The organism is Pseudomonas sp. NPDC089392 (assembly GCF_044749595.1).
GTDB lineage: Bacteria > Pseudomonadota > Gammaproteobacteria > Pseudomonadales > Pseudomonadaceae > Aquipseudomonas.
Window position 1 is genome coordinate 93197 of sequence record NZ_JBIVIF010000016.1, and the last position, 14210, is coordinate 107406.

The window sequence follows — 14210 nt, forward strand, 5'->3', positions numbered from 1 at the left end:
AAAGCCTGGGGCCGCTCTGCGGCCCGATCGCGACACAAGGCCGCTCCTACAAGGAATCTGCGCCCGTTGTTCAGAAGGTGCTGACAAACACCACCTGGCTATACAGGTTGTTATTGTCATTGCCCAACTGTGTACCCCCTTGCTCGGCACTGCGCTCAGGTGTGTACAGCCCCACCAGCGGCACCACCATCAGGTGCTCGTTGATGGTCCACTCCGCATACAGGTCCACCTCGTGGCCATCCACGTTGCCCAGGCTGCGATCGAGGGTGTCGAACTTGAAGCCCATCACCCCCACATTCAGCGACGGCGTCGGGCTTACCGTCAGCCCCACTTTCTGGATCCGCGCATTGCTGTTGAACGGCCCGGCATAGTTACCTGCCACCTCCCCCTGGAACCAGGTGCCCAGGCCGCGGCCAACGCCAGTGAACAGGGTGTCGTACTGCTCGGAAAACCGGCTGTAGCGGTAGCTGACGTTGGGTGCCCAAGGCAGGTCAGCGAAGGTCCAGCCAGCCTCGAGGTACCAGGCGTCTTCAGTGGCCGTCTGCGGCTTGTCCTGCTTGGCATATTCGCCGGACAGGAACAGGTTCTCCACCCCGGCATTGCCCTGGCCACGAATGCTGTAGGTTTTCATACCGTCGCGTTCCTGCTGCAGCGGTGAGGCGTACTGTTCGTCGACGTGGGTGGTGCCGATGTAGGTCAGCCCGACTGTGCCCGCATCTGCCACATGCTCCAGGGTAGCCACGTGCATTTCGGTGTTGGCCTGGGCGCGGTTGTCCGATTGCAGCCACATCAGGTCACCGCGCCAGCCCTTGCTGCCCCCCAGGCGCAGCACGGCGGTCTTGTCGAAGCTTTTGCGTGCGGCCAGGTAGTACGCGCCGCCACGGTTGAACTCACCGTCCGCCAGGCCACGGCCAACGTTCAGCGAATCGCCCTGGATCAGGAAACCATCGCCCACGGCGATCATCTGCTTGCCGAACGAAAGGTCGATGCCATCCTCGCCAAGCAACGGTACCAGGTAGCCTGACTTCCAGCCCAGGTAGGCGTCCTCGATCTTGGTGGTGCGCTCGCTGCCATCGCTGAAGCCGGCGGCGTCGCCGTCACCCCAGGTGCCCGAGCTGAGCAGGGCGAAAGCACCGTACAGCGAACCGACGCTGCCAAGGCGCTGATCGCCGCTCAGGCCGTACTTGATGTAGCCCTCACGCCATGAGGTGGAGCCGGGTTGGTCGCGGGCGATGGCGTAGCTTTCCTCACTGTGGAATACACCGAACACGGCCTCCACATTGGCGTTCAGGTGGCGCTCGGCATCGCTGTACAGCTCCTGCGCGCAGGTACCCAGCGAAACCCCGGCCAGTAGCGCGGCCAAGGTGAGGCGGAATGGGCGGTGGTGCATGGTCTGGCTTCCTTTGTTATGGGTTTGGCAGAAGTCCTGAAGACATGCCAGCGATCATGCAGGAAGCCCCGGCGCGGGCTTTTGCCCTGGCTGCCAGTTGCCTTTGGCGCTGTGCCAAGGCGGTAAAAAGCACAAGGCCCCATGAAGGGGCCTTGGTGGGGATGCTTTGGTGGGGGCTACTTGAGCCCGGCAAGGAAGCAGGTCACCGCCTGGCGCTCGCCGGCATCCGGCAGCCCGGCATAGGGCATGTAGGTGCCGGGGACGGCGGTTTGCGGCTGCTCGATGAAGGTGCCGATGGCTTGCGCCGTCCAGCTGGCCTGGCGGTTTTTCATGGCCTGCGAGTAGTTGGCGCCCGGCACGCTGCCGGGGGTACGGCCGACCACGTCGTGCAGGTTGGGGCCCATCATGATCGGGCCGTCCTTTTGTGCCGAATGGCAGGCTGCGCAGTCCCGGGCGAATACCTGTTCGCCCTGCTGGCGCTGGGGCGCGGCGCAGTCTTCGGCCAGGGCAAGGGGGCTGGCCAGGGTGGCGAGCAGGAAGGGGATTGCGAGCTTGTGGGGGGCGAAGGTAGGCATCACGCATGGATCCTGGGTGGGTTCTTGTTGGTATTTGGCGTGATTGTGCGGCAGTAACTCATTGCGGGTTTTGCTGAGTCTGCCAGGCTGTTTGCTGGGCTTGCCAAATGGGTTGCTGGTGCCGGCCTCTTCGCGGGTGAACCCGCTCCTACAGGGATATCACTGCCCCCCGTAGGAGCGGGTTTACCCGCGAAGAGGCCGGGACAGGTTGCCGGTCAATTGGCATGCCGGCGCCGATATTCCCCAGGCGTCACCCCAAACCTCGCCTTGAACGCGGTGCTGAAATAGCTCGAATCAGAAAACCCCCAGGCATACCCCAGCGACGATACCTTCTGGTCCATCGCCGGGTTGCGCAGGTGCTCGGCGCAGAAGTCCAGGCGGCGGTTGCGGATGTACTGGGCAATCACCAGCCCGTGCTTGGCAAAGATGCGGTACAGGCTGCGCATCGAGATGCCTACCTCACGGGCAATGAACTCGGGTGTGAGTTGTTCGCAGGTAATGCGCTGGTCGATCAACGCCAGCGCCTTGCGGAACATGCGCTCGTGGCTGCCGGGCACGGCGTCTTGGCTGATGGCCGGGCGCAGCAGGGCGATCAGCGCGTCGAGCACGGCCTGGCTTTCGTGGTCGGCCATGTGCCGGGTACGCCCGGTCTCAAGCATCATCAGCCGGGCCATGCTGGCCAGCGGCGTTTGCGCCTCGATGCGTTTGGCGCAGGCCACGCCGCTGCCACGGGTGCCGCTTTCCACTTGGGCGCGTGGCAGGATCAGCGACAGTTGCCGTGAGCGTTGATGGAAGTGCATGTCCAGCGGGGTGCTGGCGTCGATCAGCGTCAGGTCGCCGGCCTGGAGTTCAATACGTGCGCCCTGGTGTTCGATGTGCGAGGTGCCGGCCATCTGCAGCACGGCATAGTAATTGTCGGCACCGCTGGCCCGGATTTCCCGCGGGCCGCGGAACAGGTGTACCTGGGTCATGTCGACGATGCTCATGGAGATCTGGCCTGCCTGGCACTTTTCGAGCTGGCCGACGAACCCTGGGTCGAGCTTGCGGCCGCTGAAGTGGCCACAGGCTTCGTTGACCTGGCTGAGCCAGGACTGGAAACGGTCGTCGGTAATGCGGGTTGCAGGGATCATGGGGGCCTCGCACGGGTAACGTTGAAACGGGTCGCTTGGGCGACTCTTGGTGTGGGTTGAAGGTTTAAAAATCACTTGAATATTCAAGCAAAAAGCGGGCCCTTGTATCGTGCTTTGCGTCTATGGACTACAATAAGATGTTGATTTATATGAATATAAACTTTCGTTTTGCTTTTGTTTGAAGAAAGGACGACTGTTTTATAAGTGATTGTTCGCGCAAGATTGTGCATATATTTCCCACCTGGTGTTTCTGGTGTGGTGGCTAACAGGTGCCTGCCTTGGCTCTTGGGGTGGTGCCGAGATCGAGCGCCGCCCGCGCGGCGCTTCGCAGCACAAGGCTGCTCCTACATCTATTTCTGGCCAGTAACGCCTGTGCCAATGCACGCGACCGCCTTGTTTGTCCGGCACGATATCGAGGTGGAAGACAAGGGGCCGCGCTCCGCTTTCCCAGGAATAATTGGCCCGAAACAGATGTAGGAGCAGCCTTGTGCTGCGAAGCGCCGCGCGGGCGGCGCTCGATCTCACAGGCGGCAAACCTGTCACGGCGAACACCTCTCAATCCACACACCGGCTCAAACCGGCACAAAAAAGCCCGCTGAGCGGGCGGGCTAAAAGGCACAACGCTTGCGTACTTCTTCAATGACCAAGCCCGTCGCCGATGGCAATGCCCCTGGCCCGCATGTTCTCGATCAATCCTGCTCGAACATTGGGCAGGTTCAACATGCTCTGCTGCCGTAGCTGGTGTACTTCCACACCTGTATAGGCCGGCCACTGCTCCGGTGAACTGTTACCGGCCATGCCATCGCGCGCCAGCAACCAGTTGAGCAAGTCGGCAATTTGCTGGTCATTCAGTGCAGACTGCGAAATACCCGGCACCCGCACCAGGAACTCGCGGCCACCGGGCACCCGCAGGAAGTTGCCGACAAAGCCCTGCATGCGCGGGGTGTCGTTGGCCGCCGAGCCTTCACCACGGTCGCGGTGGCAGCCGGCACACTGCAGCTGGTAGTTCACCGGCACCGAGTAACCAGCCTGGGCAATGGGTACTGGCGGTACTTCGTTGCCGGGGGCTGGCCGCTGGTTGGGGTTGGGCAGGGTCCTGGCCTGGGCCACGGGGGCCAGCAGGCACAGGAGCAGTAACACCATCACGCCGCGCATGGCGCTACACCGCCACGCCACGGATGATGGTGACCGTGCAGTTGTAGATCTTCGACGCCGCACCCAGGCACCAGTTGATGTCATTGTTGTTGAACGGCCGGTACAGCGGTTGTTCGTCGTCGTTGCGCGAGCAGGCGCACTGGCCGCAGGCGTGCTTACCGCAGCAGTCGTTGTACGAGATGATGTAGTTCTTGCCATCGGCCGGGTTACGGCAAGTGCCGATCCAGGTCACCAGCGAGGCCTCGGTACCGGGTGGGCAGGAGGTGATCGAACCCCCGCAGCACGAGCACAGGAAACCGTCGATCGAGCAGTTGCGCCAGTAGTCGCAGCTGGTCGGGTCGCCTGGGTCACCCATCTTCGGTTGCTCGGCGGCCAGGGCCTTGGCGGTGCGGTCGATTGGCAGCAGCACCGGCAGGGCGGCACCGGCGACGATCAGCGAGCCCAGCCGCGCCAGTACCTTGCGCCGCGAGGTGGTGTCGGCGACATGGCGGCTGGAGCGTTCAAACAGTTTGTCGAGAAAACTCATGGTCGGCTCCGCGGTCAGTGCTGCGCGCTGTGCTGGTGAGTGTGGGCGTGGTCATGGTCATGGTCATGGTCATGGTCATGGCTGTGCGGCTGGTCGCCGTGCAGGTAGTGCTGCAGGCTGGCGCTGCCCAGGTGCAAGGTTTCGAACAGGCTGTCGAGGTGCTCGCGCGAGTTGACCAGGCCTTTGGCACGCAGGGTGCCGGCTGCGTCGATCAGCACGGCATAGGGCAGCTTGCCGATCTGGTAGGTCATGCCAACTTCCGGGCCCACCACGTAGCTGGCCTGTTGCAGGCCGTTGGCCTCGATCAGCGCCTGTTGTTCGGCGAAATCGCCATCGCTGACATAGATCACGTCCAGCGAACCGCTGTTGTCCTTGGCGATCGATTTCACCGCTGGCAGCAGCGACTTGCACACCGGGCAGCCCGGGGCGAGGAAGAACAGCAGCTGCGAGCGCTCGCCGCGGTAACCGATGTTCACCGGGCGGCCGTGGCGGTCGGCGGCAGTCACTTGTGGCGCCGGGTCGTTGACCGTCACGCCTTTGTCCACCATCAGCGCCCCGGCTGGGGCAATGCGGCCGTGCAGCACACCAATCTGGCGCACCAGGGCCATGACGGTGAAGGCGACCGCGATCAGCAGCAGCCAAAGCAGGATGTTCGATGCGATAAGCAATTGCATGGGGTTATCTCCCGGTAAATTTGGCAAGGCGCGGCTGGTTGGCCAGCAGGCCATCCACCGCCACATGAAGCAGCAGCGCCACGGCTGCGGCCGCGACCACCACAAAAATGTCCAGCACACCCATGGCGCGTTCGGCCATGGGCAGCGCGGCAAGGCCGGCCAGCAGGGCAATCACCAGATTGCGCAGCAGCAACACCGCGCGCAGTGGCTGCGCGGCACCGGGGCCGGAGCAACCGCAGTCGATGTCGCGGCGGCCACGCCACAGGTTCAGGCTGATGGCGCTGGCGTACAGCGCCATCAGTAGCGCCACCCCCAGCGCCGCACTGGCACGCCAGGCGGGCACCAGCAGGGCCAGTGCCAGGGCCAGTTCGGCCAGGGCAAGGCTGGCCGTGGCGAAGGGCGCCAAAGGCGCCGGCAGCAACTGATAAGCACGCACAATGGCATTGAAGGCGCGCCGGTCACGCAGCTTGTGGCTGGCGGCGCTGGCCAGCAGTGCGGCCAGTGCCGTGCTGCTGGCAATCACGAGGACAGGGTCGAGCATGGTGCGATCTCCTGCTTACCAAGGGGCCAGGGTGAGCACAGGGGTGTCGGCGATCTGGTCCATGGCGCCGCTGTGCTTGCCGGTGGTGAGGTCGAAGAACTGCACGCCGCCTTCCAGGTCGGTGGCTACCAGGATCGGTGCCTTGTCGTGGCTGGCCTGCAGGCTCCATACCGGCTTGGGCGACTCCAGGCTGCCGAGCTTCTTGCCGGTCTTGAGGTCGAAGGCCCAGATGGTGGTGCTCGGGTCTTCCCATTTGCCGTCGGTGTGCTGGTCATGCATCAGTGCATACAGGCGGTTCAGGCCCGGCGCCACGGCCAGCGCCTGCCAGCCGCCCGGTGCCCAACCTTGCTTGTGTTCTTCGTCGCTGACCAGCGACCAGGTCGGTAATGGCTTGGCCTTGCCGCCTTCGAAGGCCACCGGGTACACCTCGCCCTGGGTGGTGGTGAAGTAATAGGTGTCGCCATTGGCGATGGCGCGTTCGTTGAGGCGCACCTTGTTCGGGTCGAAGAACGGTGTTTGCGTGCGCGACACTTCCTTGCCGGCGTCATCCAGGGTCACCACCAGCAGCTGGCCGTCACCGCACAGTGAGGCGAAACTGCGCTTGCCCACCGGGTAGTTGAGCACGCAGCCGCTGATGGCCACTTCGCTGGCGACCTTGCGCGCCTGGGTATCGACCACGGTCACCGAGGTGGAGGGTGTGAGGTTGAAGATATAGGCCAGCTTGTTGTCGGCGCTGACGCCCATGGCGTACTTCTCGGTAAGGGTCGAGGCGCGCTTGGCCGGCAGTACAACCTCCCAGGTCGGCTGCAGGGTCTGGGTGTCCCAGGCCACCAGCACATCGCTGCGTTCGCCGTAGGTGCCGCGCGAGTAGAACAGATTGGCCGAATACAGCGTGCGGTTGTCCGGGCTCAGCGCGGTGGGGGCGACGAAGGCGTTGGTAGTCATACCGAGCATGCGCTTGGCCTTGGGGTCGACCACCACCACCTTGCCGGCGATGGGGTTCTTGAAGTCCACATCCAGGATGTAGACGCGGTGAGGGTCTGGCGGGAACGGCAAGGTGTTGTGGCCGATCTCTTCGGCGGGCAGGTCGGCCCGCACCGCGCTGGTGACTGCGGCCAGGGCCAAGGCCAGGGCTGCCGAGATGCTGAGCCTGTCGACGCGACGCATTGGCTATCTCCGATGTTGTTATGGGTTATGCAGAAATCGCAGCCTTTGCAGTGTGCCGCCTGGCCCGCAACGCTGATTTGGCCTGCGTGACATTCTCTTGAGGCTGCCTGACAAAACGCCGTGCAGGGCTGGCAGGCGGGTAGGCGGGCGCTTGAAGATCGGCCCGTCGCCACGTTGGCGCCGCCATCCAGGAGTGCATGTCATGAGCGATATCCCGCTGTTACCCGCCGTGGTCGAGTTCCTCGCCAGGCCCCATGGCCATTTCATCGAGGGCCGTTACCAGGCCGGCGAAACCGGGCCAACGGTGGACATTCACGACCCGTCCAGTGGCGCGGTCGTCAGCCGTGTCGCCGAGGCGACCGCAGCCGAGGTGGCGCAAGCCGTGTGCAGCGCCCGGCAAGCCTTCAAGGGCAGCTGGGCCGAGGTGTCGCCGTACCAGAAAGGCGTAGTGCTGAACCGCCTGGCCGACCTGATCGAGGCCAATGCCGAGGAGCTCGCCCAACTGGAAACCCTGTGCTCGGGCAAGTCGATCAACCTGTCGCGCGGGCTGGAAATTGCCCAGAGCGTGGTGTTCTTGCGCTATTTCGCCGGCTGGGCGAGCAAGATCACCGGCCAGACCATGACCCCGTCGCTCCCGTCGTTTGGCGGCGAACGCTACACCGCCTTCACCCTGCGCGAGCCGGTGGGCGTGGTGGCCGGGATCGTGCCGTGGAATTTCTCGGTGATGATAGGTATCTGGAAGATCGCCTCGGCACTGGTCACCGGCTGCACCATCGTGGTCAAACCTAGCGAATTTACCCCGCTGACCTTGCTGCGTATCGCCGAGCTGGCAGTCGAAGCCGGGGTACCGGCCGGCGCGCTCAACGTGGTCAACGGGCGCGGCCAGGTGGGGCAGTTGTTGATCGAACACCCCGAGGTGGCCAAGGTGGCGTTCACAGGTTCCGTGCCGACCGGTATCGCCGTGGGCAAGGCAGCCATGGCGGCCAACCTGACCCGCGCCACCCTGGAGCTGGGCGGCAAGAACGCTGCGGCGCTGCTGGCCGATGTGGACATGGATAGTGCGGTGGCTGGCATCGTGCAAACCGCTTATGTGCACCAGGGGCAGGTGTGTGCCTCGCCCGAGCGGCTGTATGTGCATCGCAGCCGGGTGGATGAGTTCACTGCCAAGCTGGCCGCTGCGCTGGGGCAATTGAAGATTGGCTCGGCACTGGACCCGGACGCCCAGTTCGGGCCCTTGGCCAATGCGGCACACTTGCAGAAGATTCTCGGCTTCTTCGACCGCGCCCGGGCCAGCAATACCGTGGTGTGCGGGGCCAGGGCCGTCGAGCGCCCGGGTTACTTCGTCGAGCCCACGGTGGTGTTGGCCAATGGCGCCGGTGACCCGCTGCTGCATGAGGAAACGTTCGGCCCCATCGTTTGCGTGCTGCCGTTTGATGACGAAGCGCAGTTGCTGGAGTTGATGAACGACAGCCCTTATGGACTGACCGCCAGCCTGTGGACCAACGACCTGTCCAAGGCCCTGCGCCTGATCCCGCAGATCGAGGCGGGCACGGTGTGGGTCAACATGCACACCTTCCTCGACCCGGCGGTGCCGTTTGGCGGGACCAAGGCATCCGGGGTAGGGCGCGAGTTTGGCAGTGCGTTCATCGAGGATTACACCGAGCTGAAGTCGGTGATGATTCGTTACTGAATAGCTTGCGCTACCTATGTAGGAGCGGGTTTATCGAGGCGTCGAACCGCCGCGAATGCGGTGGCGGCTGCGACGATGCATAACCAGGAATATTGGCCAGCAGCCCCGGCCTCTTCGCGGGTGAACCCGCTCCTACAACGGCCTGTGCCGAACCGCCGATATGTGTGCACCCCCGATCAATGTAGGAGCGGGTTTACCCGCGAAGATGGCGACGCGTTGTATGGCACCGGCTTTGCCGGTGTTCGCGGCTAAAGCCGCTCCTACAGGGATCGCGGCAGCTTTCAGGTTTTGCGCAGGGTAGAATTCAGTTTTTACCCGAGCCCCGCCCCATCATGCTGCCCATCGCGCTGCTGCCCACCACCGCCGACCAGGCCCCGCTGATCCGCAACCTGTACCAGTTCTATTCCTACGAATCCTCCGACTGGGAGCAGGAAGACGTCGAGGTGGACGGCCGCTTCTACGTCCACGACGAGCACCTGCAGCGCTACTGGCAAGACCACGGCTGGGCCGCCTATCTGGTGCTGGCGGATGGCTTTATTGCCGGTTTCGTGCTGGTCGAGCGCAGCGAGTTGCCGGGCATCGACGCGCTCGAACTGGCCGACCTGTTCATCCTGAAAAAGTACCGCCGCCAGGGCATTGGCCAGGCGGTGGCGTTGCAACTGCTGGGCGGCGAGGGCGACTGGCTGCTGCGCTGCTACGCACAGGACCCGCCCGCCGTGGCGTTCTGCAACGCGGTACTGGCGAACCTGTCGCGCCCGGCACAGGCCATTGCCTTGGATGATGAACCGGACTTGCTCAATTTCCTGGTGACCGGCGCCCGCCATTAGCCGTATCTGTGGGAGCGGGCGTGCCCGCGAAGCAGGCGACGCGGTGGCATGAAGGAAACAGGCTCTTTTTGTGAGCTACTTCACAAAATTCTCATCAGAGGCATAATGCCATCAATCCTTTTCATGCCCTTCGAAGGTTCAGGTAAAAGTTCATGTCGCTAGTCGCAAGCCCCGACATCATGTACCGGCTGTTGATCCAGAGCGTGGTGGACTATGCCATCTACCTGCTCACCCCCGAAGGTATCGTCGCCAACTGGAACCCCGGTGCCCAGCGCGCCAAGGGCTACCATGCCGAGGAAATCGTCGGCCAGCATTATTCGTTGTTTTACACCGATGCCGAGCGCGCAGCCGGTTTGCCTGGGCTTAACCTGGAGCAGGCGCGCAACACCGGGCGTTTTGAGGAAGTCGGTTCACGCCTGCGCAAGGACGGCTCGGCCTTCCAGGCCCATGTGGTGATCGACGCCGTATATGACGATGCTGGGCAACTGGTGGGTTTCGCCAAGGTTACCCGTGACATTTCCGAGCGCCACCGCCAGGAGCTGGAGCTGCTGCAAGCCAAGGAGCTGGCCGAGCAGTACAGCCAGGAAATGGCCAAGCTGTCGCAGTTTCTTGATTCGGTGATCGCCAATATCCCCGCCAGCGTCATCGTTCAGGACCTGGAAAGCCAGCGCATCCTGTTGGCCAATCAGCAGGCCGAACGGCTGTTCGGCGGGCCGCAGCGCAGCATGATCGGCCTGCTGCCTGGCGAGTGCCTGGCACCGGCCGCTGCCGACTACCTGGAACAGCAGCTGGCGCGGGGTGCCCGCAGCGGCAAGGGCCATGCCGCCGAAACCCGTGTCGACACCGCCCGTGGCCCACGTACCCTGCGCAGCCGCACCTTGCTCAGCCAGAACCGCGAGGGCCAGGCCGACTACGTGCTGTTTGTTGCCGAAGACGCCACCGAAGAACTGGCCGCCCATGCGCAGATCCACCACATGGCGCACCATGACGCGCTCACCGGCCTGCCCAACCGCACGCTGTTCCACGAGCGCCTGCGCCAGGCGCTGGTGCGCGGCAGCGAAAACGCCAAGCTGACCGCCGCGCTGTGCCTGGACCTGGACAACTTCAAGAACATCAACGACTCCCTGGGCCATGCCTTTGGCGACAAACTGCTGCGCGCCCTGGGCAAGCGCCTGCGCCGCGAGCTGCGTGAGCACGACACCCTGGCCCGCCTGGGCGGCGACGAATTTGCCGTGGTACTGACCGGGCTGGAGGGCCGCGAAGCTGCGTGCAACACCGCGCAGCGGCTGATCAATGCCATTTGCCCGCCGTTCCAGATCGAAGGGCATCAGTTCACTGTAGGGGTGAGCATCGGCATTGCCATTGCCCCGGATGACAGTGACCAGGCCGAGCAATTGCTGGGTTATGCCGACATGGCTTTGTACGAGGCCAAGCGCAACGGTCGCAACCGTTACGAGTGCTTCGACGTCGAGCTGGACGTCGCCGCCCGCCAGCGCCGCCTGGTGGAAACCGACCTGCGCACCGCGCTGCACCTGGGCCAGTTGCAGTTGCACTACCAGCCGGTGGTCGACCAGCAGACCAGCAGTGTCACCGGTTATGAGGCGCTGCTGCGTTGGGAGCACCCGACCCGTGGCATGGTCATGCCCATGGACTTCATCCCCATTGCCGAAGAAACCGGGCTGATCCACGAACTCGGTACCCGCGCGCTGAACCTGGCTTGCCAGGAGGCGGCCAGCTGGGACAGCGAGCAGACGGTGTCGGTCAACCTGTCGGCGGTGCAGTTCAAGAATGGCAACCTGGTCCACATCGTCGCACTGGCGCTGGCCGACTCGGGCTTGCCGGCGCGGCGCCTGGAGCTGGAAATCACCGAATCGGTGCTGTTGGGCAACAGCGAGGAAAACGTGCGTACCTTGCGTGCGCTGAAGGACCTGGGCGTGTCCATTTCGCTGGACGATTTCGGTACTGGCTACTCATCGCTGGGCTACTTGCGTTCGTTCCCGTTCGACCGGATCAAGATCGACAAGTCGTTCGTGCATGACATGTGCGACAGCCGCGAGGCGATGTCGATCATCCGCGCCATTACCGACTTGTCCAACAGCCTGATGATCAAGACCACGGCTGAAGGGGTGGAGTCGGAAGAGCAGATGCGCCGGTTGGCGGCGGAGGGGTGTTCGCACTTCCAGGGCTACCTGTACGGGCGGCCGGCGCCGGCGAGTGAGCGGTTGAAGCAGGTGGTGACGCTGGAATAGAGCCCTTGCGCGCTCCTGCAGAATCACCGCAGCCGATCAGCCTATGCAGTACCTGTGGGAGCGGGTTCACCCGCGAAAAAGCAGGCGACACGGAGGCTGGCACCGGCTGCGCCGGTGTTCGCGGGTGAACCCGCTCCCACAGGGGCAGCACAAAGATTCAGGTTCGGCGCAGGGCAGGCTTCGAGTTAGCTATTCCAGTCCGGCGCAAACGCCGGGCTGACCACACGCTGGTCCTTCGGCAGCCCGGCAATCGCCGCGCGGTCTTCGTCATCCAGCTGCACGTTCAACGCCGCCAGGTTGGCCAGCTGGTTGTCGCGGCTGCTGGCCTTGGGGATCGCCGCCACGCCGTCCTGGTCCAGCAGCCACTTCAGCGCCACCTGGCTGGGCAGCACGCCATGCTTGCGGGCAATGGCCTGGATCACCGGCTGCGCCGCTGCCTGGCCGCGGGCCAGTGGGGTGTAGGCGGTGAGCAGCAGATCGTGGCGGCGGGCGTAGTCGAGCAGCGGTTGCTGATCGAGCAACAGGTGGTATTCCACCTGGATCGCCGACAACGGTGCACCCAAGGTCTCGACCACCTGGCGTAGCAGCCCCAGCGGGAAGTTGGCCACGCCAATGTGGCGCGCCTTGCCTTCGTCGCGCAGTGCTACCAGGGTGTCGATGCTGCGGGCCAGGTCCCAGTCCTTGCCTGGCCAGTGGATATGGAACAGGTCGACCTGTTCGGTACCCAGCGCGCGCAGGCTGTCTTCCAGCGACTGGCGCATGGCCTTGGGCTCCAGGCGGTCCCACCAGACCTTGGTGGTCAGGTGGATCTGCTCGCGCGGCACGTCGCTGTCGCGCAGGGCTTGGCCGACGGCAGCTTCGTTGTCGTAGGCGGTGGCGGTGTCGATGTGCCGGTAACCCACTTCAAGCGCCTGGCGCACGGCCTGGGAGCACTCGGTGCCGGTCATTGGCCAGGTGCCCAGGCCGACTGCGGCCAGATCCAGGCCGTTACGGGTGGTGAGCCTATGCATGTAAAGTCCTTGTAGGGTGTGCAGGGTTCGCGCTCGATGGTCGGCGATCAGCACCACACGGGCCATGCGTGCGGGGTGGAAAGTGGTCGATCAGCGAACGGAAATTGCAATTGGCCTGGACAAGCGGCAATTGAACTTCCTTATGCTGCGGCATCTCTTCTAGAATCCGAGCTGTTGCATCCGCCAGGTCACGCCTGCGCGGCCTTCCCCGGGCGTGGCATGCCGCCACGCCGTCATCGAGAGAGCCATGAGTTCCAGCACACCGCTGTCCGGCGTCAACCAACCCCTGCGCGGCATCGCCCTGGTGGTGGTGGCGACGTTCCTGTTCGCCAGCCACGATGCCCTGTCCAAGTTCCTGGGCGGCCTGTACCCGATCGTCATGGTGGTGTGGGCGCGTTATGTCGTGCATACGCTGCTGATGGCCGGCATCTTCCTGCCCAAGTCCGGCCTCAACGTGCTGCGCACGCGCCGCCCGGTCTTGCAGACGTTACGGGCGCTGAGCCTGCTGAGCACCAGCCTGCTGTTCACCACCGGCCTGCAGTACCTGCCATTGGCTGAGGCCACTGCGGTCAACTTCCTGGCACCGGTGCTGGTTACCGCGTTGTCGGCGCCGCTGCTGAAAGAGCGGGTGACGGTGGGGCAGTGGGTGGCGGTGGTGCTGGGCTTTATCGGCGTGCTGGTGGTGGTGCACCCGGGTGGGGCGATGTTCACCCCGGCCATCCTGTACCCGTTCGGCTCGGCGTTGGGTTTCTGCTTCTATCAGTTGCTCACGCGCATCCTCGCTGCGCATGACAGCCCGACCACCAGCAACTTCTACGCAGGGCTGTGCAACACGCTGGCGATGAGTGCGCTGGTACCGTTCTTCTGGGAAGTGCCGCGGTGGGACCACGCGTTGCTGATGCTGGCGCTGGGTGGGTTTGGCATGACCGCGCACCTGCTGCTGACCCAGGCGTTCCGTCATGCGGCACCGGCGCTGCTGGCGCCGTTCAGCTACTGCCAGATCGTGTTTGCCGGGTTGCTCGGGTTTGTAGTGTACAGCCAGGTGCCGGATACCCTGAGCCTGGTGGGTATTTCGGTGATCTGCCTCAGTGGGTTGGGGGCGGCGTGGATGCAGCGGGGTAAGTAATTACCTGTACCGGTTGCCAGGTCAACGCGGACCCTTGTAGGAGCGGGGGGGGGGGGGGGGGGGGGGGGGGGGGGGGGGGGGGGGGGGGGGGGGGGGGCGGGGGGGGGGGGGGGGGGGGGGGGGGGGGGGGGGGGGGGGGGGGCCACCCAC

The 14210-nt window shown here is 64.2% G+C and carries 13 protein-coding genes; 4 read left to right on the top strand and 9 right to left on the bottom strand.

Annotated features, from left to right (window positions below):
• Positions 1 to 70 precede the first annotated feature (70 nt).
• From ACIP1G_RS15820 to ACIP1G_RS15855, 8 genes are all read right to left on the bottom strand, one after another.
• The gene (locus ACIP1G_RS15820; protein ID WP_400738655.1) at positions 71 to 1390 is read right to left on the bottom strand and encodes a hypothetical protein; all 1320 of its coding nucleotides are present in this window, start codon (positions 1388 to 1390) and stop codon (positions 71 to 73) included.
• Between the two features lie 176 nt (positions 1391 to 1566).
• Positions 1567 to 1965: a c-type cytochrome gene (locus ACIP1G_RS15825; RefSeq protein ID WP_400738658.1), complete on the bottom strand. Its 399-nt coding sequence runs from the start codon at positions 1963 to 1965 to the stop codon at positions 1567 to 1569.
• Positions 1966 to 2180: 215 nt separating this feature from the next.
• Positions 2181 to 3095, bottom strand: a complete 915-nt coding sequence (feaR, locus tag ACIP1G_RS15830; protein WP_400738661.1) for a transcriptional regulator FeaR — start codon at positions 3093 to 3095, stop codon at positions 2181 to 2183.
• Positions 3096 to 3731: 636 nt separating this feature from the next.
• A complete protein-coding gene (locus ACIP1G_RS15835) occupies positions 3732 to 4250 on the bottom strand; it encodes a cytochrome C (RefSeq protein ID WP_400738663.1) in 519 nt (172 codons plus the stop codon).
• A gap of 4 nt (positions 4251 to 4254) precedes the next feature.
• Complete coding sequence (locus ACIP1G_RS15840) at positions 4255 to 4776, bottom strand: methylamine dehydrogenase light chain (protein ID WP_012271870.1); 522 nt, start codon at positions 4774 to 4776, stop codon at positions 4255 to 4257.
• A 14-nt stretch (positions 4777 to 4790) separates the two neighbouring features.
• Positions 4791 to 5450 (bottom strand): methylamine dehydrogenase accessory protein MauD, encoded by a 660-nt coding sequence (mauD, locus tag ACIP1G_RS15845; RefSeq protein WP_400738666.1) that lies wholly within the window; start codon positions 5448 to 5450, stop codon positions 4791 to 4793.
• 4 nt (positions 5451 to 5454) lie between these two features.
• The gene (locus tag ACIP1G_RS15850; RefSeq protein ID WP_400738669.1) at positions 5455 to 5991 is read right to left on the bottom strand and encodes a MauE/DoxX family redox-associated membrane protein; all 537 of its coding nucleotides are present in this window, start codon (positions 5989 to 5991) and stop codon (positions 5455 to 5457) included.
• A gap of 15 nt (positions 5992 to 6006) precedes the next feature.
• Positions 6007 to 7158, bottom strand: coding sequence for an amine dehydrogenase large subunit (locus ACIP1G_RS15855; protein ID WP_400738672.1), 1152 nt, complete (start codon positions 7156 to 7158; stop codon positions 6007 to 6009).
• A 202-nt stretch (positions 7159 to 7360) separates the two neighbouring features.
• Between ACIP1G_RS15855 and ACIP1G_RS15860 the strand changes: the two genes are divergently transcribed.
• From ACIP1G_RS15860 to ACIP1G_RS15870, 3 genes are all read left to right on the top strand, one after another.
• Positions 7361 to 8848, top strand: a complete 1488-nt coding sequence (locus ACIP1G_RS15860; RefSeq protein ID WP_400738675.1) for an aldehyde dehydrogenase family protein — start codon at positions 7361 to 7363, stop codon at positions 8846 to 8848.
• Between the two features lie 332 nt (positions 8849 to 9180).
• Positions 9181 to 9675 carry a GNAT family N-acetyltransferase gene (locus ACIP1G_RS15865; protein WP_400738678.1) on the top strand — a complete coding sequence of 165 codons (495 nt, stop codon included), beginning with the start codon at positions 9181 to 9183 and terminating at the stop codon, positions 9673 to 9675.
• A 152-nt stretch (positions 9676 to 9827) separates the two neighbouring features.
• On the top strand, positions 9828 to 11924 hold the full coding sequence (locus ACIP1G_RS15870; protein WP_400738680.1) for a putative bifunctional diguanylate cyclase/phosphodiesterase: 2097 nt from the start codon (positions 9828 to 9830) through the stop codon (positions 11922 to 11924).
• A 185-nt stretch (positions 11925 to 12109) separates the two neighbouring features.
• Here the strand turns inward: ACIP1G_RS15870 and ACIP1G_RS15875 are convergent, their stop codons facing one another.
• On the bottom strand, positions 12110 to 12934 hold the full coding sequence (locus tag ACIP1G_RS15875) for an aldo/keto reductase (protein ID WP_400738683.1): 825 nt from the start codon (positions 12932 to 12934) through the stop codon (positions 12110 to 12112).
• Between the two features lie 247 nt (positions 12935 to 13181).
• On the opposite strand from ACIP1G_RS15875, the gene ACIP1G_RS15880 reads away from it, so the two are divergent.
• On the top strand, positions 13182 to 14060 hold the full coding sequence (locus ACIP1G_RS15880) for a DMT family transporter (protein WP_400738685.1): 879 nt from the start codon (positions 13182 to 13184) through the stop codon (positions 14058 to 14060).
• Positions 14061 to 14210: the final 150 nt, after the last annotated feature.